This is a genomic window from Bradyrhizobium sp. USDA 3311 (assembly GCF_054062495.1).
Map to the genome: position 1 here is coordinate 7,266,413 of NZ_JBSSFI010000001.1, position 23,700 is coordinate 7,290,112.

Annotated in this window: 23 protein-coding genes and 1 pseudogene; 5 read left to right on the forward strand and 19 right to left on the reverse strand. The window is 64.4% G+C overall.

What is annotated here, in order from left to right; genetic code table 11:
• Window positions 1–78: 78 nt before the first annotated feature.
• The 3 genes and pseudogenes from ACVWW6_RS34875 to ACVWW6_RS34885 form a co-directional block, all read right to left on the reverse strand.
• The gene (locus tag ACVWW6_RS34875; RefSeq protein ID WP_404522939.1) at window positions 79–522 is read right to left on the reverse strand and encodes a potassium channel family protein; all 444 of its coding nucleotides are present in this window, start codon (window positions 520–522) and stop codon (window positions 79–81) included.
• Window positions 523–582: 60 nt separating this feature from the next.
• Window positions 583–933 carry a phasin gene (locus tag ACVWW6_RS34880; RefSeq protein ID WP_304552276.1) on the reverse strand — a complete coding sequence of 117 codons (351 nt, stop codon included), beginning with the start codon at window positions 931–933 and terminating at the stop codon, window positions 583–585.
• Window positions 934–950: 17 nt separating this feature from the next.
• A pseudogene (locus ACVWW6_RS34885) lies at window positions 951–1,076 on the reverse strand (alpha/beta fold hydrolase); the annotation flags it as partial.
• 499 nt (window positions 1,077–1,575) lie between these two features.
• Here ACVWW6_RS34885 and ACVWW6_RS34890 point away from each other — a divergent pair.
• Genes ACVWW6_RS34890 through ACVWW6_RS34900 form a run of 3 tightly spaced genes read left to right on the forward strand, consistent with a single transcriptional unit; the run spans window position 1,576 to window position 3,355 of the window.
• Complete coding sequence (locus ACVWW6_RS34890) at window positions 1,576–2,229, forward strand: CoA transferase subunit A (RefSeq protein ID WP_456682278.1); 654 nt, start codon at window positions 1,576–1,578, stop codon at window positions 2,227–2,229.
• 3 nt (window positions 2,230–2,232) lie between these two features.
• Window positions 2,233–2,883, forward strand: a complete 651-nt coding sequence (locus ACVWW6_RS34895; RefSeq protein WP_161535528.1) for a 3-oxoacid CoA-transferase subunit B — start codon at window positions 2,233–2,235, stop codon at window positions 2,881–2,883.
• A 13-nt stretch (window positions 2,884–2,896) separates the two neighbouring features.
• Window positions 2,897–3,355, forward strand: a complete 459-nt coding sequence (locus ACVWW6_RS34900; RefSeq protein ID WP_456682279.1) for a MaoC family dehydratase — start codon at window positions 2,897–2,899, stop codon at window positions 3,353–3,355.
• A gap of 29 nt (window positions 3,356–3,384) precedes the next feature.
• Here the strand turns inward: ACVWW6_RS34900 and fabI are convergent, their stop codons facing one another.
• The 15 genes from fabI to ACVWW6_RS34975 form a co-directional block, all read right to left on the reverse strand.
• Window positions 3,385–4,173, reverse strand: a complete 789-nt coding sequence (gene fabI, locus ACVWW6_RS34905; protein WP_011086243.1) for an enoyl-ACP reductase FabI — start codon at window positions 4,171–4,173, stop codon at window positions 3,385–3,387.
• Window positions 4,170–5,384 (reverse strand): acetate/propionate family kinase, encoded by a 1,215-nt coding sequence (locus ACVWW6_RS34910; protein ID WP_456682280.1) that lies wholly within the window; start codon window positions 5,382–5,384, stop codon window positions 4,170–4,172. The genes fabI and ACVWW6_RS34910 overlap by 4 nt, the downstream gene beginning before the upstream one ends.
• Before the next feature lie 5 nt (window positions 5,385–5,389).
• On the reverse strand, window positions 5,390–6,352 hold the full coding sequence (locus ACVWW6_RS34915; protein ID WP_456682281.1) for a phosphate acetyltransferase: 963 nt from the start codon (window positions 6,350–6,352) through the stop codon (window positions 5,390–5,392).
• 29 nt (window positions 6,353–6,381) lie between these two features.
• Window positions 6,382–8,601 (reverse strand): TerB family tellurite resistance protein, encoded by a 2,220-nt coding sequence (locus ACVWW6_RS34920; protein WP_304552271.1) that lies wholly within the window; start codon window positions 8,599–8,601, stop codon window positions 6,382–6,384.
• 64 nt (window positions 8,602–8,665) lie between these two features.
• Complete coding sequence (locus ACVWW6_RS34925) at window positions 8,666–9,757, reverse strand: AI-2E family transporter (RefSeq protein ID WP_028171974.1); 1,092 nt, start codon at window positions 9,755–9,757, stop codon at window positions 8,666–8,668.
• 152 nt (window positions 9,758–9,909) lie between these two features.
• Window positions 9,910–11,409 carry a tripartite tricarboxylate transporter permease gene (locus tag ACVWW6_RS34930; RefSeq protein WP_456682282.1) on the reverse strand — a complete coding sequence of 500 codons (1,500 nt, stop codon included), beginning with the start codon at window positions 11,407–11,409 and terminating at the stop codon, window positions 9,910–9,912.
• Window positions 11,410–11,421: 12 nt separating this feature from the next.
• Entirely contained in the window at window positions 11,422–11,889 is a 468-nt protein-coding gene (locus tag ACVWW6_RS34935) for a tripartite tricarboxylate transporter TctB family protein (RefSeq protein WP_456682283.1), read from the reverse strand.
• Window positions 11,886–12,701, reverse strand: coding sequence for a carboxymuconolactone decarboxylase family protein (locus tag ACVWW6_RS34940; RefSeq protein ID WP_456682284.1), 816 nt, complete (start codon window positions 12,699–12,701; stop codon window positions 11,886–11,888). Before ACVWW6_RS34940 ends, ACVWW6_RS34935 begins: the two co-directional genes overlap by 4 nt.
• A 13-nt stretch (window positions 12,702–12,714) precedes the next feature.
• The gene (locus ACVWW6_RS34945) at window positions 12,715–13,488 is read right to left on the reverse strand and encodes an SDR family NAD(P)-dependent oxidoreductase (RefSeq protein ID WP_011086235.1); all 774 of its coding nucleotides are present in this window, start codon (window positions 13,486–13,488) and stop codon (window positions 12,715–12,717) included.
• 11 nt (window positions 13,489–13,499) lie between these two features.
• Window positions 13,500–14,525, reverse strand: a complete 1,026-nt coding sequence (locus tag ACVWW6_RS34950) for an acyl-CoA dehydrogenase family protein (RefSeq protein ID WP_456682285.1) — start codon at window positions 14,523–14,525, stop codon at window positions 13,500–13,502.
• A 39-nt stretch (window positions 14,526–14,564) separates the two neighbouring features.
• Window positions 14,565–15,335, reverse strand: a complete 771-nt coding sequence (locus tag ACVWW6_RS34955; RefSeq protein WP_456682286.1) for an SDR family NAD(P)-dependent oxidoreductase — start codon at window positions 15,333–15,335, stop codon at window positions 14,565–14,567.
• A 46-nt stretch (window positions 15,336–15,381) separates the two neighbouring features.
• Complete coding sequence (locus ACVWW6_RS34960; protein WP_456682287.1) at window positions 15,382–16,593, reverse strand: acyl-CoA dehydrogenase; 1,212 nt, start codon at window positions 16,591–16,593, stop codon at window positions 15,382–15,384.
• 57 nt (window positions 16,594–16,650) lie between these two features.
• Window positions 16,651–17,865 (reverse strand): ABC transporter substrate-binding protein, encoded by a 1,215-nt coding sequence (locus tag ACVWW6_RS34965; RefSeq protein WP_456682288.1) that lies wholly within the window; start codon window positions 17,863–17,865, stop codon window positions 16,651–16,653.
• Between the two features lie 62 nt (window positions 17,866–17,927).
• On the reverse strand, window positions 17,928–20,060 hold the full coding sequence (locus ACVWW6_RS34970; protein WP_456682289.1) for an acetate--CoA ligase family protein: 2,133 nt from the start codon (window positions 20,058–20,060) through the stop codon (window positions 17,928–17,930).
• 1 nt (window position 20,061) lies between these two features.
• The gene (locus tag ACVWW6_RS34975; RefSeq protein ID WP_271613332.1) at window positions 20,062–20,832 is read right to left on the reverse strand and encodes an enoyl-CoA hydratase/isomerase family protein; all 771 of its coding nucleotides are present in this window, start codon (window positions 20,830–20,832) and stop codon (window positions 20,062–20,064) included.
• Between the two features lie 188 nt (window positions 20,833–21,020).
• On the opposite strand from ACVWW6_RS34975, the gene ACVWW6_RS34980 reads away from it, so the two are divergent.
• Window positions 21,021–21,998: a tripartite tricarboxylate transporter substrate binding protein gene (locus tag ACVWW6_RS34980; RefSeq protein ID WP_456682290.1), complete on the forward strand. Its 978-nt coding sequence runs from the start codon at window positions 21,021–21,023 to the stop codon at window positions 21,996–21,998.
• Window positions 21,999–22,024: 26 nt separating this feature from the next.
• Here the strand turns inward: ACVWW6_RS34980 and ACVWW6_RS34985 are convergent, their stop codons facing one another.
• Window positions 22,025–22,699: a TetR/AcrR family transcriptional regulator gene (locus ACVWW6_RS34985; RefSeq protein ID WP_011086227.1), complete on the reverse strand. Its 675-nt coding sequence runs from the start codon at window positions 22,697–22,699 to the stop codon at window positions 22,025–22,027.
• Between the two features lie 109 nt (window positions 22,700–22,808).
• Here ACVWW6_RS34985 and ACVWW6_RS34990 point away from each other — a divergent pair, with 109 nt between their 5' ends.
• Window positions 22,809–23,693: an SMP-30/gluconolactonase/LRE family protein gene (locus tag ACVWW6_RS34990; protein ID WP_456682291.1), complete on the forward strand. Its 885-nt coding sequence runs from the start codon at window positions 22,809–22,811 to the stop codon at window positions 23,691–23,693.
• Window positions 23,694–23,700 lie beyond the last annotated feature (7 nt).

Sequence of the window (23,700 nt, forward strand, 5' to 3'; positions counted from 1 at the left end):
CTGCCAGTCGCGCTCATAGCCATTGTTCATCTTCCGGGATGAGTTCGCTTTTACCGACTGCCATTCGTCAGCATCAGATCACCTGGCGTCCGATAGCCTCGTCACTCCGAGATCGTCGAGCGTCTTGCGCAAGACCTCGAACAGGACCGCGGTCGACCAGCCGAACATCAAGATGCCGTTCATCGCGGTCATCGGACCCGTCAGCCGCCATGCCTGTATCGGCGTGATGTCGCCGTAGCCCAGCGTGGTGTAGTTGACGAAGGCGAAATAGATCAGGTCGCTGCCGGCAGGCGCGGCACCGAGCATGGCATAGGCCAGCGCCCAGACCAGGACCTCCATCGTGTGCGCCACCATCAGCGTCGATGCTGTTGCGACCATGACGGCCATCAGATGCAGCCGCGGCCGCGCAGCATATCGCAGCCCGGCCGTGCGGGCGATGCCGATGGCTCCCACGGTCACCAGGGCGTGGATCATGATGTTGATGACGCTGACGATCGCGCCGACAAGGAATTGAACCGCCATTGTGCTCGCATGGGCAGGGCGGACGGCTTTTCATCGCCTCACGCCTGGGTTTCAGTCCATTCAGCTTTTCGGCGTGAACGCGCCCGTCGCCGCCTTCATCGCGGACTCGCCCATGCTCCTGGCCTGATCGGTCAGGGCCTGCATCTGCCCCTGAAAGAATTCGGACTGAAGCTTGAGCGCGTCCTGAACGTCCTTGGCTTGAACGAGCTTGTCGCCAAAGTCGAACGTCGCGCTGGCATTGCGCTGCATGAAACTGCAAAACTGCTTGGCCTGGTCCGCGATCGGTAGCGGCGAGGAACTGAGCCCCTTCTCCAGCAGCTCAAAATACTCCGCATTGGCCTTTCGCAACCGCACGAGCGCTTCGGTGAGCATCCCGCGGATGTTCTCGGCGGATGGGTTGATCTCTGCCATGACGTTACTCCCTGTGGTTATGCCGCAAGCCCCCCGAACCAGGCGCCGAAATAGCCGGCGTAGAGGGCCGGCACTTCCAGGTTCATCGAATGTCCGATGTTTGGGACGACCACGAGCCGACAATCCGGCATCGCCTCGGCCATGGCTAGGGAGCTCGACCGGGGGAGGCTTGATCTAACTCAATGGAATTCGTTGGCGGAGCTTCAAAACACCTTTGCGGTTTCCGGGGATAACCAATCTACCTTTGGCCCTGCCGATCGATCTTGCGACGCTGGCCCACGCCGTTCACGCCGGAATCCGCCCGGCCTCCTGCTGCCGCCAGGCGCCAATGCGAACGATGCCTTCGTGTCGGCATTGCGCCGCATCGAATTCGGGAGCGGCCGGCTGCTGCAGGCGCAAATTTTCTCTTCCTGAAGGGCGAGAGCCTTGTGCCGTTTCGCGACGCCGTCAACGCGGCGCTTGAGCGGCGCCACGCGGAAGTCCGAAGACTATGGGCAGAAGCCCTTGAGAGCATAGGCATCACCACCCGGCGTGGGAACGATGAGAAGCCTTGACGCAGATCAAAGGAGCGTGCCGACCGCTCGCCAACATCGTCTCACCGTCGCCTTCCTTTGATCGCCTTTGCTGACTGGAGTTCCCATCATGAGGGCCGTTTCCGTCGAAGAAGCCATTGCGATGATCCCGTCCGGTGCGAGCATCATGGTCGGCGGCTTCATGGGCGTCGGAACGCCGGAGCGCCTGCTCGACGAGGTTGTGCGACAACACAAGACCGGTCTCTCGGTCATCAGCAACGACGCGGCGACGCCCGGAAAAGGTGTCGGCAAGCTGTTCGACGCGGCTCTCGTCTCGCGCCTCATTGCGACCCATATCGGCCTCAATCCGAAGGCGCAGCAGCAGATGCTGGCCAATCAGATCGCCGTCGATCTCATTCCGCAGGGCACCTTCGCCGAGCGCATTCGCGCAGGCGGGTGCGGCCTCGGCGGTGTGCTCACACCGACAGGCGTGGGCACCCTCGTCGCCGAAGGCAAGCGCCAGATCGAGATCGACGGCAGGCCATTCCTGCTCGAGACCGCGCTGCGGGCGCAGTTCGCCCTGGTCCACGCCTTTCTCGCCGACTATCTCGGCAACCTCTCCTACGCGCTCACGGCACGCAACTTCAATCCGGTCATGGCGATGGCGGCCGACACCGTGATCGTGACAGCGGAGCACATCGTGCCCGTCGGCGTCATCGCACCCGACCACGTGCTGACACCGGCGCCGCTCGTCGACTACCTCATTACGAACCCGAACGGGTGAAACATGGACGCACAGGAGATCATCGCGAGGCGCGTCGCGCAGGAGCTTCATTCCGGCGACCTCGTGAATCTGGGGATCGGCATCCCAACGCTGGTCGCCAACTACGTTTCGCCTGATCTCAAGGTGTTCTTTCAGTCGGAAAACGGTTTGATCGGCACCGGACCAATCCCCGAGCAGGGGTTGAGCCACCCCCTGCTGACGGACGCGGGCGGGCGCCCGATCAGTGCGCTGCCAGGTGCCAGCACATTCGACAGCGCGATGTCGTTCGGGTTTATCCGCGGCGGCCATGTCGACGTCAGCGTCCTCGGCGGCCTGCAAGTCGATGCGCTGGGCCATCTCGCCAACTGGATGATCCCCGGCAAGATGGTGCCGGGCATGGGCGGGGCCATGGATCTCGTCAGCGGCGCCAGGCGGGTCATCGTCGCCATGCAGCACGCGGCGAAGGGCAAGTCCAAGATCGTCGCCAAATGCTCTCTGCCCCTGACATCGGCGCGACCGGTGCACCTGGTCGTGACCGACATGGCCGTGATCGCGTTCCCAGACGGCAGGGCCACCCTGCTGGAGACCGCGCCCGGCATCAGTGTCGGCGAGGTCATGGCGGTGACCGACGCCGAACTTGTCGTACACGACAAGATCCCGGAAATGAAGATCTGAGCAGGTGACCGGCATGCGGATATTCAGCGACTTCAGCGAAATCAAATCTGCCGTCGGCGCCGAGATCGGCGTCAGCGACTGGGTCGAGGTGACGCAGGATCGCATCAACCAGTTTGCCGAGGCGACCTGCGACCAGCAGTGGATCCATGTCGATCAGGAGCGCGCCAGGAAGGAATCGCCCGGCGGCACCACCATCGCCCACGGCCTGTTGTCGCTTGCACTCGCACCGCTCTTCATTCGATCGGTGATGGGCCTCAAGGGCCTACGCAACACCCTGAATTACGGCGCAGACCGGATAAGATATCTGGCACCGGTGCCAGCGGGCTCGAAGCTGCGCGGCCGTGTCACCGTCGCCGAGGCCGAGGACGTTCCACCCGACGGCCTGCGCGTGAACTACCATCTCGTGATCGAGATCGAAGGCGGCAAGAAGCCGGCCTGCGTCGCCGAGCTGATCGCACTGCACTATCGCTGAGCGGCGCACGAGGCGCCCGTCGTTTTCGTTCAGTCAATGATGTGATATCCACCGTCGATATAGAGCACGCCACCGGTGATCAGCTTGGCTCCGTCGAGTGCCAGAAACGCCGTGGCATTGCCGACATCGTCGATGCTGACGAGGCTGCGCGCCGGCGCCTTCGATTGAGCCTTGTCCATCAGCTCGTCGAACTCCGGGATGCCCGACGCCGCGCGGGTGGCGAGCGGTCCCGGCGAGATCGCGTGCACGCGGATGCCCTTCGGCCCCAATTCGGCGGCGGCATAGCGAACGGCTGCTTCAAGCGCCGCCTTGGCCACGCCCATGATGTTGTAGTTCTCCACGACCATCTGGCTGCCATAGTACGTCATGGTGAACATCGTGCCGCCGTTCTTCATCAGCGGCTCGGCGAGATGCGCCATGCGCAGGAACGACCAGCAGGAGACGTCCATCGTCTTCAGGAATCCGTCGCGGCCGACATCCACCACGCGGCCGTGCAGCGCCTCCTTCGGCGAGAAAGCGATCGAGTGCAGCAGGAAATCGAGCTGGCCCCATTCCTTCCCGATCCGCTCGAACACGGCCTCGGTCTGCCCCTCCACCATGACGTCGAGCGGCATGAAGATCGGTGCCTCCAGCGCCTGCGCGAGCGGTTCGACGTGCTTTTTGGCGCGGTCGTTCAGATAGGTGACGGCGAGTTCAGCCCCGAGCCCGCGAAACGCCCTGGCGCATCCCCAGGCGATGGACTGGTCGTTGGCGACACCGACGATGAGGCCTTTTTTCCCCTTCAGGGCAACCTTGGTATCCGGGAACACGGGAATCATGACACCCTCTCTTGTCTGGGGTTGGTCGATGGCGTGTTGACCAGCAGCGCCAGCGTATGCTGTGCGATCATCAGTTCCTCGTCGGTCGGCACGACATAGACGGGAATGAGACTGTCGGGACGCGATATCAGCCGCGCGTTGCGGGAATTTTCGGTCGGATCCAGCTTGACACCGAACCAACCGAGCTGCTCGGCCACGCGGGCGCGTATGCTCGCGGAATTCTCGCCGATGCCGGCGGTGAAGACGAAGGCATCCAGGCCCTGCAACGCAGCCGCAAGCATCCCGGCGTTGAGGCCGATCCGATACACGAAATAGTCGATCGCCAGTTTCGCCTTGGCATCCTGGCTGGCCTCGAGCTCCCGCATATCGTTGCTGACGCCGGACAGTCCCTTCAGTCCACAGTCGCGATAGAGGAAGTTCTGCACGTTCGATGACGACATCCCCCTTTCCGAGATCAGATAGAGCACGACCCCGGGATCGATCTGGCCGGGGCGCGTTCCCATCGGAAGCCCGTCCAGCGCCGTGAAGCCCATGGTACTTTCGACGCTCTGTCCTCCCTTCAGCGCGCACATCGAGGCGCCGCTACCGAGATGGGCGACGATCACCCTGCCCTTCGCAACGCCGGGCGCGGTCTGCGGCAGGGTCTTCGCGATGTATTCGTAGGACAGCCCGTGAAAACCGTAGCGCCGCACGCCCTCGGCGTGAAGCTGATGCGGGATCGCATAGTGATCTGCAACTGCACTATGCGTGCGGTGAAATGCGGTGTCGAAGCAGGCGACCTGCGGCAAGGTCGGGAAGCCCGCGAGGATCGAGCGGATCGGCGACAGGTTGTGCGGTTGGTGCAGCGGTGCGAGGCTGACGAACCGTTCCAGGCGGGCGACGACGCCGTGGTCGATCAGCACCGGCCGGTCATACTCGGGACCGCCATGCACGACACGATGTCCGACGGCGATGGGGTGAATACGAAGCTCGTCCCGCAACCATTCCCCGGCGACGCCCATCGCGGCCGGAACATCGGGGACCGTCTCGATCGGGTAGGCGCGGTCGGCGAGCGGATCGCCATTCGCGCCGCTCGCCCTCAACCGTGGGCGGCTGCCGATGCCGTCCATCTGGCCCTTGAGCTGCCGCCGCAGCCTGCCCTCTCCCTCGACCGAAAAGACCTGGAACTTGACGCTCGAGGAGCCCGCGTTGACGACGAGGATCGTATCCATGATGGTCACGCAGCAACTGTCGGGGCGTGTTGACGCCGGGCATTGGCATAGAGCGACGCCACCGCGCAGGATGCCATGCGCGCCCGCGGCGAGTCCGCCCGTGACGTCAGCACGACGGGCACCCGGGCGCCGAGCACGATGCCGGCGCCGTCGGCCTTGGCAAAGTAGGCCAGATTTTTTGCCAGCATATTGCCCGATTCGAGGTCGGGAACGACGAGGATCTGAGCCCGGCCGGCGACCTCGGACTTGATGCCCTTGATGCGCGCGGCTTCGGGATCAATGGCATTGTCGAACGCGAGCGGGCCGTCGAGCACGCCGCCGGTGATCTGCCCGCGATCAGCCATCTTGCAGAGCGCGGCCGCCTCGATCGTCGAGGGAATCTTGGACGTCACGGTCTCCACCGCCGAAAGGATTGCCACCCGCGGCGTCTTGCCGAATCCGGCCTCGTTGTAGAGATCGATGGCGTTCTGGATGATGTCGCGCTTGGCGTCGAGATCGGGAAAGATGTTGATCGCGGCATCCGTCACAAGCAGGGTTTCGGCATAGGCGGGCACGTCCATCACGAACACATGGCTGATACGGCGTTCGGTGCGCAGGCCGCCGACTTTTGCAGTCACCGCGCGCATCAACTCGTCGGTGTGAAGACTGCCCTTCATGAGCATTTCGCCCTTGGCTGCGTGGATCAGCTCGACACCTTTGGCGGCTGCCTCTTCGCTATGTACGGCGTTGACGATCTCGAAGCCGGAGATGTCGAGGCCACACCTGCGCGCGAGATCGCCGATCTTGCTCGCGGGCCCGACCAGAATCGGCCGGATGATGCCGGCCTCAGCACTCTCAACGGCGCCGCGCAGCGAGGTTTCATCGCAGGGATGCACCACGATGGTCGGAACCGGCGGCACCGCCTTTGCTGCCGCAATCAACCGGTCATACTTGCTGGGAGACTGCGTTTGCCTTCCTTCGGTTGACATGATGTCGCTCCCAATCCCTCCAGACAGACTTACGATGCCTTCGCCTTTGGATCGAAAGGGGCGACGTTCGATTCCCCTTCACCTGTATCGACGCCGAACAACGTGGCGACGCGCCGCAGGCGACTTGCGCGTTCCCCCGCGATCTCGCCGCTTGCGGAGAGCACCTCGCGTATCGCCGCGAAGGCCGCACGCCGCTGGTTGACATCCTCGGGCAACAGCTTCTGAATGGCTGCCAAGGCACCTTCCCGATCGATCAGCAGCATGAAGAACTGCTCGCGGACCAGCATCTTGAACTCCGGAAGCGTCATTCGCTGTCCACTGTAGTCGCGACGGATCCGGCGCAGCGCCTCAATGCTACGCTCGTCAACCATTCCCCGCGCCGACCCGATGTAAAGCAGACTGCGAATGGCCGCCTCGCGCAGGCCGCCCTCGCCGATCCCGGATTTCAGCTGCGCGACCCGCTTCTCCAGCATGGCGCGATGCTCGGCTGACATTTCGCGCCGGCGCGACGGCTCGGACTTCGGATCGATCCCGAGCGCAGTCTGCACCGCCGGCGAGCCATAGAGGTTGAGAAAGATCGCTTCGCTCAATGCCTCCTGTGCGTCACGCCAGCTGTCGAGTGCGTGAACGATCTGCTTGGACATCTGCTCCTGAAACGCAAGGAACGGATTGTCTTGGGCGACCGGCTTGCGATTGTCCTCGATGTCCTCCGCGGCCGACTTCACCGCCGTCATCCACGGATTTTGGCTGCTGAGCGCCTCGTACTGCAGCCGCAGGGGATGCAGGTTGCGCATCGTCTCTGCCATCTGCGGCGTGACCAGCGTCTTGATCCAGGGCTGCACGAACTTCTGGTAGGCTGCAAGGTTAAGCTCCGAGACGCGTTTGGCGGCAGCGAAGCGTCGCTCGTCCTCGGGCGAATTGCCACCCATGGCGCGGATGTCGTCGAGCGTCCGCGCCTCGCAGCGCATCACCCACTGGCCGACCACGAGATCGGAACTCGTTGTCTCCTCGCCCTTGGCCTCGAATGTCGCCTCATAGAGCCCCGGCGGCAGCACGTCGATCAGGTCGATGTTACTCGAGAACTCAGCGTGCTCTTTCTTGGCGACGCCGCCGGACACGAAGATACCGAGATGCCCAATGCTCTTGTGGACGGTATAGACGATCGTCTGCCCATAGGCCCTGATCTCATCGACGTCCGCATAGCAATCCAGAATCCAGTCCAGCGCCTGTTGCGGCGGCGTGACGTTGTCGCCCTCCGAGCAGAACACCACGATCGGCGACTGAATATTGCGCAAATCCACCCTGCGGCCGTCGGACATCTCGATCTTGCCGGCGGCGAGATTATTGCCGATGAAGAGCTCGTCGACGATGAACTGGATTTCCTCGGCATTCAGGTTGACATGCCCGCCCCACCATCGCTCGAACTCGAGATAGCGGTTCGCCTCGGTATCGACCTTGGAATAGACGTTGTACTGCTTGGTCCACAGGGTGTTCGATGGATTCTGGTTCTCGAAGTTCTGCACCAGCCAGGCACCGTCGAACTTTCCGGCGCCGAGATCGCTGGTCAGCGCGGTGAGCCAGCTTCCACCCAAAAGGCCGCCGGAATAACGCATCGGATACTTGCCGTGCACGCCCGCCCAATAGGCAAGCGGCGCCCCCGCGACGATCAGCGGCCCGAACAGTTCCGGCCGCAGTGACGCCAGGATCATGACGGCCCAGCCGGCCTGACAATTGCCGATCACGCAAGGCTTTCCGTCCGCGTCCGGATGACGGCTGATGACCTTTTCGATGAAAATGGCTTCGGCGCGCGCGATGCGTTCGATGGTCTGACCGGGCATCGGCTCCGGCAGGAAGCCGATGAAGTAACAGGGATGCCCGGCCTTCATCGCGACGCCGATCTCGCTATCGGCCTTGAAGCCGCCGATGCCCGGGCCATGGCCCGCGCGCGGATCGATCACGACAAACGGCCGTCGCTTGAGATCAATCTCCACGTCCTTGGGCGGGATGATACGGACCAGCGCGTAGTTGACCGGCTCGTCCAGCTTGCGGCCGTCCATAATCAGTTCCGCAGCGTATTGCAGGACATGCGGCGCCGTCTGTGCAACGTGCTCCCGGTATTGATCGCCGCGCTGGCGCATGATGTCCAGGAACAGCACACTCCGCTGGCTCGCGTCGACCATGTATTCCACGGCCGAAGCCACAAGTCCGGACAAGGGGCCGCCCGGCAGGTTGGGATTTTCCATTGACATGTTCCGACCTCGTCGTCGCCCGACGTCATCCAAGGCGCTCCGAGGCGTCCGACATTGATTTAGGTCAACGGTCGATGGTCGCCTGCGACGCCGCGCTGGCGCGATCGGTCCTGATCCAGGCCACGGTGAGCTCCCAAGCCACCGACAGGACAATAGGTCCGATGAAAAGGCCGACTATTCCGTGGCCCAGCGTTCCGCCGATCACGCCGATCAGGATGACGAGCGCCGGCGTCGTCAGGCCGCGTCCCATCACCAACGGTTTCAGTATGTTGTCGAGAATGCTGACGATTCCGAGGAACAATGTCAGCAGCACTGCGACAGTGACATCCTTGTCGGTCCAGATCCAGATCATCACGGGGAGCATGATGATGGCTCCGCCGATCTGCACGATGGAGAGCAACAGCACCAGGAGCGCAAGCAAGCCGGCGATCGGAATGCCCGCCAACTTGAAGCCGATACCGGCCAGCAGTGCCTGAACGACGGCGATGCCGATCACACCTTGGGCTACCGCACGGATCGTCGCGCCCGCGAGATCCAGGAAGTGCTCGCTCTGCTCGGGCACGATCCGCGACAGGAAGCTCCTGCCCGCCGCCACGAGCTGCGGTCCATAGGGAAACAGGCAGCCGGCGACGACGACGGACAGCAGGAACTTGATAGTGCCCACACCGGCATCGCCCGCGATGCCAAGGAGCGTACCCGCGAACGGCTTCAGATACGGCGCAATCCGTTGCACGACCGAACGGAGATTGGTCGAGGCTTGATCCCAGAACTCGTAGAGCGGCGTTCCGATCAGCGGCCAGGTCTTGATCGCTGCGGGCGGTGAAGGGATGACCAGATCGCCCGCGGCCAGCTCACCGGCGAAGTCCCTGATCCCGTCCACCGCACCGAGACCTAGCCAAGCCGCCGGCCCGATGACAATGGCGAGATTAATCGCGGTGAGAAGCCCCGCTGCGAGTTTCGCCCTGCCTCCCAGGATTTTGGCGAGCACGAGAAAGATCGGATTGAACGCAACTGCGAGCACGAGGGCCCAGACCAGAATCGTAACGAACGGGCGGATCAGATACAAAGTCCAGAAGATCAACAGAGCGAGCAATCCGAGCCTGATCACGAGCTGGATCACGTCCTCTCCGGTGAGAAGCTGGCGAAGTGTCTTCAAGGCCGTGTCCAGATCTAGTCCAAAGGCAGCGTAGTCGGCGCTTTGACGTTGCGATCTTGATCTGGATCAAGTACCTGAGCGGATACGGCGATCTGATCGGCTGACGTCGGGCATGATCAGGGCGAACCTGCCTGCATGGGAATCGCGGTGTATCAATCCTGGAGCGCTTCCTCTCGCCGCGCCCGGATCGTCGGCAACATGATCAGGAGGATCGCGATGGCGGCCGCGGCCAGCAGGCTCGCCGAGAGCGGCGAAGTCAGCAGCACGGTGGCGTCGCCGCGCGAGAGCACCATGGCGCGGCGGAAATTCTCCTCGATGGCCGGGCCCAGAACCAGGCCCAACAGCAGCGGCGCCGCCGGAAGTTGCAGCTTGATCAGGACGTAACCGAACACGCAGAACACGGCCGCCTCGTAGACCTCGAACGTTCCGCTGTTGATGGAATAGACGCCGATCGAGCAGAACACCATGATCGCGGGAAACAGATAGCGGTAGGGAATGGTGAGCAGCTTCACCCACAGCCCGACGAGCGGAAGATTGAGGATCAGCAGCATCAGATTGCCGACCCACATCGAGACGATCAGGCCCCAGAACAGGGTCGGATTCTTCGTCATCACCTCCGGACCCGGGTGGATGTTGTGAATGTTCATGGCGCCCACCATCAGGGCCATCACGACATTGGAGGGAACCCCGAGCGTCAGCAGCGGAATGAACGAGGTCTGGGCGCCGGCGTTGTTCGCGGACTCCGGGCCTGCAACGCCCTCGATGGCGCCCTTGCCGAACTGCTCGGGATGTCGCGACAGCTTCTTCTCCAGCGTATAGGACGCGAAGGACGAGAGCACGGCGCCGCCGCCGGGCAGGACTCCCAGCAGCGTGCCCAGCGCCGTGCCGCGCAGCATCGCCGGCACCATCCGACGGAAGTCGTCGCGGGTCGGAAACAGATTTGTGATCTTCTGGGTGACCAGCGACAGCTTGTCGTCCTGCTCGAGATTCTTGACGATCTCGGCGAAGCCGAAGATGCCCATCGCCAGCGGCACGAAATCGAGACCGTCGAAGAGCTGGGGAACGCCGAAGGCAAAACGCTGGCTGCCGCTGTTCAGGTCGGTGCCGACGAGGCTCAAGAGCATGCCGAGCACGACCATGCCGATGCCCTCGATGAACGGCCCGCTCGACAGCACCGAGGCGAGGATCAGCCCCAGGATCATGAGCGCGAAGAATTCCTTCGGGCCGAACAGCAAGGCGGTCGCGGTCAGCGGGCCCGCAAGGGCCGCCAAGGCGAGCGTCGCCACGCATCCGGCGAAGAACGAGCCGATGGCAGCGGTCGCGAGCGCCACGCCGGCGCGCCCCTGCTTCGCCATCTGGTAGCCGTCGATCGTGGTCACGACCGACGAAGACTCCCCAGGCAGATTGACCACGATCGCCGTGGTCGAGCCGCCATACTGCGCGCCGTAATAGATCCCGGCGAGCATGATCAGCGCGGCGTCCGGTTGCAGCGCATAGGTGATCGGCAGCAGCATCGCGATGGTCGCGAGCGGGCCGAGGCCGGGAAGCACGCCGATCAAGGTGCCGAGCAGGCAGCCGAAGAAGGCATAGAGCAGGTTGGCGGGCTGGGCTGCCGTCGCAAAGCCAATCGCCAGATTGTGGAAGAGATCCATCGATCGGCTCGTTCAGTTGAGGAGAGACGGCCAGACGGGCAGTTGCAGCCCGAGACCGTAGACGAATACGGCTAGACACAGCGCGATGAGCACCGCAGCGTTCGTCAGCGCGCCCATACAGGTGAACTCGGGGCTGGCCCGGCTCGACACCATGATCAGGACGAAGAGGGCGCCGACCAGACCGAGCGGAAACAGCAAGGCGCCGAACAGGATCACGGATCCGGTGATCCAGGCGAGCCCCTTGAGATCCCAATTGCGCAGCGCCTGCCCGTCCGCGGCCGGCTTCATGGCACTGAGGATCACGACCAGACCGATGGCCGCGAGCACGATTGCGAGCAAGCGCGGGAAATAGCCCGGCCCCATTCGCGCGGCTGTGCCCGCCGGATAGCTCAGCGCCGCCACGAAGAAGAAGACTGCAAATGCGAGGAACAAAGCGCCGGACGCGAACGCCCTGTGATTGCGGATCGCCAATCCCTTCACTTCCGTCCTCCTCCCTCACCCGGTCCCTTGCTCTCCTCGCCGGCACCGGCCTTCGAGGAACGCTCATCGAGGGCTTCCATCAGAACCGGTACGCCGATCGCGCAGGCATGGACGCCAAGATGGGCAGTCATCTGGAGAACCTGAAGGATCTCCCGCTGGCCGATGCCGAGCCGCAAAGCCCGCCTGATCTGCACCCGCAGTCCATGCGGATTGAGTGCCGTGAAGCAGGCGTTCAATGCGAGCGAGATCAGACATTGCGAGCACTGGTCGAGACCATCCCCGGTCTGCCCGCCCGCGAGGAGATCCAGCAAGACGGCGAAATAGCCGGGATCGCTCCGCAGCCATTGCTCGCAGAAATCGGGCCAATCCCCGAATTGCGCCACATAGGCATCCCGCAGCGCCGTCTGCTCATGCGTCAGTTCGGGATGATCGACCTGAAGCCCCGCGCTCGCCAATTCCTCGGCTAGGATGCCGATGCCGAGATTGCAGCCGTCGAGCCCCTGAACCGTCGCGAGGCGAAACACGTCGATGATCTCCCGCGCCGACGCCCCCTCCTGAAGTGCAAGGCGAAGATGCAGCGCGAGGCCGGATCGGAACAGGTGCGTCGCCGATCCGTCGAGCGCGACGTAGATCAGCTCGCGCATCTTGGGCGACAGCGGTCCGTTCTCTGCGGCATAACCCGCATATTTTCCGTAGGCGTCGAGAAACGCCGGATCGAGCCGCAGCAGCCCCTCCGTCCAGGGCCGCCAATAGCCCCGCGCCTTGACGTAGGCATTTTTCAGTACCTGCTGTTCCGCCGTCAGATTGGACATCGTAATGGTCCCGTCAGGCAATGTTCGTCAGGGTGATGCCGCCGTCGACGGTGAGCACCTGCGCCGAGATGAAGCCGCTCTCGTCACCGGCGAGGAAGCAGATGGCCTTGGCGATATCGTCGACCGTGCCGAGCCGCCCCAGCGGCGTTCTCGCGACGCGGCGTGCATCGAGTTCGGCGTTGCGATTGCGCATCGTTCCTTCGGTCGGAATCGCCGAGGGCGCCACGGCGTTGACGCGGATGTTGCGCGCACCGAGCTCGGCTGCGGCAGCGCGCGTGATGCCCATGACGCCGGCCTTGATGCCGCTGTAGACGATGCTGTTCTTCGCCGAGATCAGGCCGGCCACCGAAGCGACGTTGACGATCGCGCCGCCGCGTTCCGCATCCATGACCTCGGCGGCGGCCTGGATACCCCACATCACCGCCTTGAAGCCGATGTTGAGCATGCGTTCGACAGTCTCCGGCGCGATGTCCGCGACCGACTGATAGCGGACCCAGGCCGCGTTGTTGACGAGGATGTCGAAACGCCCCTGCTGCTCCGCCAATCCAAGCACCGCCTGCCGCATGCCGTCGCGGCTCGACACGTCCTGCGTGACGGCTACGGCCTTGCCGCCGGCCGCCTTGATCGCGTCCACCGTGCCATCGACGAATTCCGGCTTCAGGTCGTTGACACCGACGATCGCACCGCGTCCGGCGAGCCGAAGCGCAGTCGCACGGCCGATGCCGTTTCCGGCGCCGGTGACAAGTGCGACGCGCCCCGCGAGCGTCTGATCCCTGGTCTCGGTCATGGTCGTCTCCTTCATGCTTCCGCCTCGGCGAACGGTGCAATTTCCGATACGTAACGGCGGCCGAACGTGCTGATCAGACCGCTGGCATCGCCCTGGGCCTGAAGCGTACGGATGCGGCGCAGATGGCGATGCACCGGCACATCCCATGTGAAGCCCATGCCGCCGTGAATCTGTAGCGCGCCCTCGCTGATCGAGCTGCCATAGGTCGCTGCAGCCAGGAACGCCGCATCGCGCTGGACCGGACCGCCGCCCTCGGACAGGCTGCGCGTGATCGCATGACGGATGCTTTCGAGCCCGAGCTTCTGGCGCGCCAAGGCATGGCGGATGGCCTGATTGTAGGACAGGGCGTGGCCGAACTGGCGGCGCGTCGACGCATGTTCCTGCGCGAGCGCCAGGCATGCTTCGGCCGATCCCAGGATAGCGGCGGCGCGGAGCACGTTGGCGTCCGAGTTGAGCAAATCCCATGTGCCAGCTGGCAGGACGGAGCCGATCGGGACTTCAACTTTCTGGAGCCGCACCACATGCTCCGGCACGGTCAGATCGAGGCCGGCCGCTTCCTCCACCAGAACGCCTTCGGCATCAGTCGGGATCAATGCAGCGGTGCCCGCGTTCATCCGTACCAGGATGTAGTCGACCTTCGCCGCGCAGGCCGCGCGCGCGACCGTGCCGCTCAGCACCTGCAACCCACCTTCCCGTTCGGCGAAGGCCTCACCCTGCCAGGCGACCGTCGCCAATGTCTCGCCGGAAACGATCGCAGCGGCAAGACGCGTCAGCGACGACTGCAGCAGGCGACCGACGAGGATGGTCTCCAGGAGCGGAAATCCGAGCAGTCCAGCATGAGCGGCCGCGATCACCGGCACCGCAAAGCCGAGTGGCAGGGCCAGCCCCCCGACCTCCTCATCCGCGATGACACCGAGCAGACCGTCACCGGCGAGATTTTGCGCCTGTTCGCGTACAGCCAGGCCTGCACATGCGGTCACGGCGCGTGCCGCGGTTGCCGCGAACTCGTCGGGCTGAAGTCCTTCGGCCATGGTCATCATTGTCCTCTTCGAAAACTGCGCGACTACAATTGCTCACTAGGCAAGATACCCGCCGTCGACGGGCAGGATGACGCCGTTAACATAGGACGCCATCGCCGAGGCCAGAAAGATCACGGGCGCTGCGATCTCTTCGGGCTGTCCCACGCGCTTCAACGGCGTGCGCGCCATCAGGCCGGACAGCCGCGCCGGATTCCCACGGGTGCTCTCGCTCATTTCGGTCGCGATGATGCCGGGCGCGACGGCGTTGACCCGGATGCCATCGGGCGCGAGATCGCGGGCAAGCGCCTGCGTGAACAGCCTCACCGCACCCTTGGACGATGAATAGCCGAGCGTACCACCCATGCCGTCGAAGGCCGCGACCGAGGCAACGTTGATGATGGTTCCCCGCGATTTGCGCAGCGCGGGAATGAACGCATGAACCACGTTGAAGGTGCCGTTGACGTTGACGTCGAACACCTGGCGCCAATTCTCGTGCGCCCGCGGGCTGTCGATCGGCTCGCGGATGATGATCCCGGCATTGTTGACGACGACGTCGACGAGGCCAAGCTCCTCGTCGACCCGCTTGGCCACCTCGCCGCAGGCCAAAGCATCAGTCACGTCGAGCGAACAGGCGGTTGCCTCCTTGCCTCCGTCCCCGATCTCGCGCGCAACGGAGTCTGCCCGATCCTGCCGCAGATCGGTCACGACGACCCTCGCCCCGGCAGCTGCCGCGCCCAACGCGGTGGCGCGCCCGATCCCTTGGCCCGCTCCCGTCACCACGACGAGACGATCCTTCAACAAGCCCGCCTGCCCCCGTCCGTCGGACATCACCGGCTCCCTGTTGTTCGCGACGAGGCAATGCGCGGGAAGACCATCACTTGCCTCGCGACAGCTGGAGGATGCGATCGGCGATGATGCCGAGCTGGATCTCGGTCGTGCCGGCATAAATCGTCTCGGCGCGCGCCTGAAGGTAGATGGCTTCGAACCGGCGCCGCGCCACCGTGATCGCCGGGTTCTGCGGCAGCGATGCCTGCGAGAGCAGTTCAATCGCAAGCGCCGCAAAGCGCTGATGCGTTTCGCTCCAATAGAGCTTCGCAAGGCTGCCGCGCGCTCCGATCTTGTCGCCGTTGACGAGCGCCTCGACGGCCGTCTCGACATGCGCCTTCAGCACCTCGATCTCGACGGCGACCTCGCCGAGCCTGACGGCGTAATGCCGGTCCGCGACCATTGCCGACAGCGCCGGGTCCGTCTTGCAAGCCGAAATCAGGTGGCGCAGTTCGTTCTCGAAGCGCCAGGCGCGGTACATGCGGTTGGTCGCCCGCTCGATCTCCAGCACGCGGATGGCTGCGGCCCAGCCCTCGTCCGGCGCGCCGATCGCATCGGCCTGGGCCACTTCGACGTCGTCGAAGAAGACCTCGCAGAAGCTCTCGCGTCCGTCGATCGATTTGATGGTGCGCACGCGCACGCCGTCGGCATCGAGCGGCACCGCGAACATGGCAAGGCCGCGATGACGATCCTCCAGCGGACCGGTGCGGGCGAGCACGAGACAGCGTTGCGCCCGGTACGCGCCGCTGGTCCAGATCTTCTGGCCGGTGATCTGCCAGTCGTTGCCATTTCGCGTGGCGCGAGTGCGAAGCCCGGCAAGGTCGGACCCCGCTTCGGGCTCGGAAAATCCCTGACACCAGATGTTGCGCATCTCGAGGATGGCGGGCAGGAACCGCCGTTTCTGCTCCTCGCTGCCGACGGCCAGGATGATCGGACCGGCGAGTTCCTTGCCGATCGAGTTGACGCTCTCCGGCATCGCCAGCGCGCCGATCTCCTGATTTGCGATGAGATGTTCGCGCAAGGAGCGGCCGTGCCCGCCATAGGCCTGGGGCCACGTAATGCCGGTCAGGCCGGCGCGGTACATCGCCGCCTCCCACGTCACGGACTGCTGGAGCGTGGGCGGCGCGAATGCGGCACTGTCGCCGCGGAAGCTGGCGGGCAGATTGGCATGCAGCCAGCGATGCACCGCATCGCGATAGGCCGCGCCCGCCAGGCTCTCGCTCGCGACCGGATACGTCGACACCGCTTCAACTACACTCATCGCCTGCTTCCCGCCTTCGCCATACGTGCCGTCATGTCTGGGCCGCCTGTCCGTTCTTCACTGCGACTTGAGCAGATCGCAGGCGCTCTCCGAGGCCGGCCGCCACGCATCCTCCGGCGCGATCGTGCCGGTGATCTCGTAATAATCGTAGGTGTATTTGGACTCCGACGGAGCCTTGATCCGCGCGACATAGAGCGGACGCATCACCTGGCCGTCAGCCCTGATGCTGACGTTGTTCATCTCGAAATCGTTGATCGGCGTGTTCTTCATCTGCCGCATCACGGCATCGCCGTCGTCGGAGCCGGCGGCGGCCACCGCCTTCAGATAATGCGTGATGGCGCTGTAGGTGGCCGCCTTGCCCTCGTTGAGAAGCTGACCGTTCGTCGCCTCGGCATAACGTTTGGCAAACGCCCGGCTCTCCGGCGTCATGTCCCAGTAGAACGGCGTCGTCAGCCGCACGTTCTGGAGGTCCTTGAGCCCGATGCCATGCGTCTGGCTGATCATGAGGCCGAGGGGAACGAGGAGTTGCGTCCTGGTCAGCCCGAACTCCTGGGCCTGCTTGATCGCATTGGCGAAATCCGCCCCCGAATTGGCGAGCGCAATTGCCTTGGCGCCGCTGGCCTGTGCCGTCAGCAGGAATGAGGAGAGATCCGACGAGTTGAGCGGATGCAGCACCGAGCCCACCACCTTGCCGCCACCCGCCTGGATGAACTTCGTCGCGTCCGCCTGCCAGGCCTTGCCGAAGGCATAATCGACCGTCAGGAAGAACCAGGAGTCGATGCCCTGTGCGAGCAGGGCCTTCACCGTGGCTTTCGGCTGGGCATAGGTATCGACCACCCACTGCGTGGTCATGGGCGAGCATTTGTCGTTGGTGAAGAACGATCCCGCCGTGCCGGCCAGCAGGTAAGGCTTCTTGCGGTTCTTCATGATGTCTTGCACCGCAAGCGCGATCGACGACGCCGAGCAGCCGACGATGGCATCGACACCTTCATTGTCGACCCACCGCAGCGCAATGGCGACGCCGACATCTGGCTTGTTCTGGTCGTCGGCGATCACGAGCTCGATCTTCTTGCCATTGACCGCTCCACCGAAATCGCCGACCGCGAGTTTGGCGGCCGCGACCGATCCGAGGCCGCAATTGTCGGCATAGGGACCGTTCTGGTCATTCATGATACCAATCTTGACCACATCGCCCGATATGCCCTGCGCGGACACCGGCGCATGCGTCAGCAGCAAGGCAATCATGCCCAGCGCGGCAATCGTCGATCTCATCACTTATCCTCCTGCTTCCTGCGTTTCCTCTGGACCGCTTCTGCGGCCTCTTGTCTTAGAGTTCAGTGTCGATCCTGGCTTGGCCCTTCGCCGTGCGGGATCAGCAGCGCGTCGAGCGCCACGGCTCCCTCGCCTTTGGCGCGTAAGAGCAACGGGTTGACGTCGATCTCCGCGATCGTGTCGGTATGCGCGGCAGCAAAGCGCGACAACGCGGCAACGGCCCGGGCCGCGGCATCGAGGTCGGCGCGCGGCCGGCCACGCGCGCCGTCGAGCACCGCGAACGCCCTAAGCGATTTCAGCATCGCCATGGCCTGCGTCTCGCTGACCGGCGCCATCTGCACGGCGGAATCCTGGAGGATCTCCGCGAAGATGCCGCCGAGACCGACCATCACCACCGGCCCGAACACCGGATCGATGCGGCTGCCGAGGATGAGCTCGGCGACCCCCTTGGCCATCGGCGCCACGATCACACCGTCGATTGTCGCGTTGGGCGCCTTGGTGGCGACGCGGTCGAGCATCTTGGCAAAAGCGCGCCGGACTTCGGCTTCCGAGCCAACGCCGACGACCACGCCGCCGACCTCCGTCTTGTGCGGCAGGTCGGGCGAGGCGATCTTTAGCACCACGGGATAACCGATCTCGGTGGCAGCGCGCGCCGCTGCATCCGCATCCTGTACCAGACGCTCGGCCAGCACCGGCACACCGGCCTCGGCAAGTGCGCGCTTGGCGCCGAGCTCGTGGCGGAATGCATCGGCTGCCAGCGGCCCCGCCTGCTCGATCGCAGCTGGCACGTCCTGCGGACGTTTCGACACCCCCTGCAGCCGCACCAAGGCAGCGATAGTTGCGCAGCAGCCATCGAAGCTTTCCACCGTCGGAAAGCCCAGCGCGTGCAGCTCGGTCAGCGCGTCCTCCGGGCCATCGACGCAAAGGACGATCGGACGCTGGGGGAACTGCGCGCGGATGTTGCGCAGCGTGTCCATATAGATGGAGCGCAAGCGCGGCAGATGCAGCGAGAACGGCAGCGGCAGGATCACCGTATCGGCCCGATCGTCCGCCACGACGGCCGTCATGATCTTCTCCAGAAGATCTGGGCGGCTCGACATCTGCGCCGTGGCGTCGACCGGGTTGCGGGCCGATGCAAAGGGCACCAGCTCAAGAATCTGGCGCTGCGTCTCCTGGCCGAGCTCCGGCAATGTCAGCCCGACCGACTGCGCGGCGTCCGCGAGCAGCACACCGAAGCCGCCCGACGCCGTGAGAATTGCCACGCCCGGCCCCTTCGGCAGCCGGTCCGGCAGCAGGATCGATGCAACGTGGCCGAGATCGATGAGTTCGTCGATGCTGCGCACGCGCACCGCGCCACAGCGGGCAAACAGCGCGTCGAACACCGCGTCCGATCCCGCCATCGCCCCGGTGTGCGAAGCCGCAGCGGCCTGGCCTGCCGCGGACGTGCCGATCTTCATGACGATGACGGGCTTGCCGGCATCGCGCGCCTCTTCAAGTGCGGAGATCAGGCGGCCGGCATCGCGGCACGCCTCGAGGCAGCACAGGATCACCTTGGTGGCCGGATCGCGCGCCATCCAGGCGATACCGTCGGCGATATCGACGTCGCACTCGTTACCTGTGGTGATGAAGCGGCTGACGCCGACGCCGCGCTCGCTGGCGAGCCGCATGGTGTAGCTGCCGAGATTGCCGCTCTGCGACACGATGCCGAGCGAGCCGGCAGCCGGCATGCTGTGCTCGAGCACGATCGAGAACGTCGCGATGCTCTTCTCGGCGACGCTGACCGCGCCAAGACAGTTCGGCCCCAGCAAGCGCATGCCGCTGTTGCGCGCGGCCAGGCGCAGCCGGTCCTGCATCGCGCGGCCCTGCTCGCCGAGCTCGGCAAAGCCCGACGAGAACACGACGACACTGCGGACGCCGCGGGCCGCGCATTGTTCCACGGCCTCGCCGGCGCGCTCCGCATCGACCGCGATGATGGCGAGATCCGGCGCCTCCGGCACTTCGGCGACGGAAGCATAGGCCTTCAGTCCCTGCACCGTCACAGCCTTCGGGTTGACCGGATAGATGCGGCCTGCATAGCCGTGGCGGCGCAACAGGTCGACCGGCCGACCGCCGATCTTGGTCGCCTCCTGCGAGGCGCCGATGATCGCGATCGAGCGCGGCGACATCAGCGCGTCGAGACCTTCTCCCGGCCGCATCTCAGCGCCCCTTGAACACCGGCGTGCGCTTCTCCAGGAACGCCATCCGCGCTTCCTTGGCGTCTTCGGTCTTGGAGAGAGCCATCGTGATGTTCTGCTCGAAGCGGTAGGCATCGCGCGGCGGCATGAGCTCGACCATGTTCGCCGCGTTCTTGGCATATTCCATCGCGATCGGGCTCTTCGAGGCGATCTCGCGGGCGAGCTTCATCACCTCGGGGATCAGGTTCTCCTTGGTCGTGCAAGCCTCGATGATGCCGAGGCGATAGAGTTCGGCGGCGGGCACGCGATAGCCGGTGAAGAACATGCGGCGCATCAGGGAGCGACCGAACAACGTGTTCAGCATGGCGGCACCGCCGGCCAACCCGACATTGATCTCGGGCATGCCGAACACCGCCTCCTCGCAGGCGTAGAAGATGTCGCAGGAGGCCATCAGGCCCACACCGGCGCCCAGCGCGACGCCGTTGATCGCCGCGATGACCGGCTTCGAACATTCGCGAATGCAATTGCCGGTCTCGCGCGTGATCCGGTTGTGGCTGTGAAACGCGCCGATCTTTGCCGGATCCGGACGATCCTTCAGATCCGCACCGCTGCAGAACACCTTTCCGGCGCCGGTCAGGATCGCGACCCTGACGTCGCTTCGCTCGGAAATCTCGTCGAACACGCTCACGATGCGGTCGCGCATGGCACGATCGAGCGCGTTCACGGGAGGACGGTTCAGCGTCACCAGCGCGATGTGATCGGACACTTCGAGGGTGACGATATCTCCTGACATGGCTTCCTCCTGGGCTTCTGCTTGTCTTGTGTTTGTCTTGCTTGCTATTCCTGACCGATCGGTCAGCTTTTTGCGCTGATAACATCAAGCGCGGTGACTTGCAATATCCTATCGATGTCCTATTGACCGACCGATCGGTCAGTTATTAGATTTCGCGACAAGCAAGAACGACCGTGAGGAGGACTCCCATGCCCAGGATCAGCCGACGCCAGGCGACAACTCTCATCGCCGGCGCCCTCGTCGCCCCGCTTGGCGCGCCTGCAATCGTGAGGGCCCGCGCGTCGCAGATCTTCATCATCGTGCCCTATGCGCCCGGCGGCTCCATCGACAGCCTGATGCGCTCGATCGCGAAGGCCATGGCGGAAACCTTGGACCAGCCCGTTCTCGTCGACAACAAGCCGGGCGCCAACGGCATCGTCGGATCGCAATATGTCGCGCGCGCGCCGAAGGACGGATCGGTCCTGCTGGCCGGCGGCACCGGGCCGATTTCGCTGAACGTGCTGCTCCGCAAGAACTTGCCCTACAAGCTCGAGGACTTCGCCTCGGTCGCCATGCTCTGCAACGGGCCGCTGTCGCTGACCGTGAACGCACGGACGCCGGCCGCCGACGTGAAGAGCTTCGTCACCTACGCCAAGGGGCGCGACAAGCCGCTGTTCTACGCCACGCTCGGTCCGGGCAGCGTCACGCATTTGTTCGGGATCATGATGGGCAAGTCGATGGGATTTGCCGTCACCGAGGTTGCCTATCGCAACAATCCGGCCTCCATCATGGAGACACTGTCAGGAGAATGCGATCTCAACTTCGCAACGCCCGCCGCCGTGATCGAGCATGCGCGCGGCGGCCAGCTTCGCATCCTCGCGGTTTCCTCGGACAAGCGCATGACGAGCTTGCCCGAGATACCGACGCTCGCCGAATCCGGCTATCCCGACCTCACGGCATCGTTCTGGACCGCGCTCCACGCTCCGGCGGGCACGCCGCGCGATGTCATCGCGCGGCTGAACGCAGCAGCCAACGCCGCGATGCAGAAGCCCGAGATCGCAAAGCAGCTCGAAACCGATGGCCTGATCGTCGATACCGGCGCACCGGAGCGGCTCGACGCCCAATTGACCAAGGACGCCGCGCTCTGGGGGCCGGTGATCAAGGCGCAGAACATCGCCCTGGAATGAGGCGTTGCACGCGGTGCCGCCACCGGTCAGCGTGATTTTCGCCGGCCGGCGCGAGGCGGCTCGGCGCCGGGAAGTTCGATCAACTCCCCGCTCCGCAGCCCGTTGAACAGCATGTCGAAGAATATCTCCGCGATCTGTTCCGGGGTTGCGGATTTGTTGGGATTGTACCAGCGATGCATCCAATTGAGCGAAGAGAGGATCAGCCGGCCGGTCATGGGAACGTCGACCTTGCGGATTTCGCCGGCGTCGATGGCTTCCTGGATCAGGCCGCGCAGAAAGTTCTCGAAACGGTCGCGGCGCGTCAGCCTCTCCTTGTGCCGCCGTCGGTCGGGATCGTTCCAGAAGGCGGTCGTGGAGGCGATCCAGGCCCAGCGATAGCGCCGGAAGTATTCCGCCGTGGCGACCATGAAAGCACGAATCTTCTGCGACGGCGGCCCGTCGGGAATGCGGTCGCGCACGAAAAGGTAGAGTTCGAGCGTCGAGCCGACCGCCACCCGCGCGTAGATCTCGTCCTTGTTGGAGAAATGATGGTACAGGAGCGACTTGGAGATGCCGCAGGCGAGCGCGATGTCGCGCATCGAAGTCCCCTCAAATCCCTTGCTGGCGAACAGCCGCCCGGCCTCGGCGAGGATCTGAAGCACGCGGTCCGAGGCCTCGGCCTGGTTCGCAACGCCATCCTTCATCGTTGACAGTTCGGTCATGAACTCCGCAATCCGTTCGTCAGCCTGGCGCCAACATGAGGGTCTTTAGAATGAAACTAGGTTTTCACGGACCGATCGGTCAAGCCCGGCGATCCCTGCGCGAGGAACCATGAGCGTGGTCCGGATCACGCGAATCGGCACGACGAAGGACCAGCTCGGCGAAAGCCCGGTCTGGGATGAGCGCCGACAGCGCCTCTTCTGGATCGACGCGCTGGCTGGATTGATCCACGCCCTCGACCCCGTCACCGGCGCGACCGAGCAATTCGGCGCGCCCGCGCCGATCGGGTCGCTGGCGTTGCGGCGTGACGGCGGCGCTGTCCTCGCACTACGCCACGGATTTGCGCACTACGACTTCGACATGCGCGTGCTGACCGAAGGTCCGTCGATCGGGCTCGACCACCCGAAGGTGCGGCTGAACGACGGAAAGGCCGATCCCCATGGACGGTTCGTGGCAGGCACGATGCACGGCGACCGCCCCCCGGATGAGGCGCCGCTCGGCGGCCTCTACCGCCTGGACGCATCGGGCGCGCTGGAACTTCTGGAGACGGACCTCGCCGTGAGCAACGGACCGTGCTTCAGCCCCGACGGACGGACGTTCTATCTCGCCGACAGCGCAAGACGGATCATCTGGGCCTATGACTACAGCCAGGATGGCCCCCTCGCGAACAAGCGCGTCTTCGTCAACACGGAGGCGCAAGACTCCGGTTGCGATGGCGCGACGATCGATGCGGAGGGGTATATCTGGTCGGTCCTCGTGCGCATCGGCAAGATCGCGCGGTTTTCGCCTGACGGGACGATCGTGCGGACGATCGACATGCCGATCCGCCATCCGACCAGCGTGACGTTCGGGGGAACCGATCTCGATATTCTGTACGTGACATCGATCTCGCGCAGCCACGCTCTCGGCGATGACCGCCCGGATGCCGGCGGCTTGTTCGCCGTCGAAGGCCTTGGCGTTCGCGGACTGCCGGCGCACCGGTTTGGCCCGGCCTGAGCGGCCC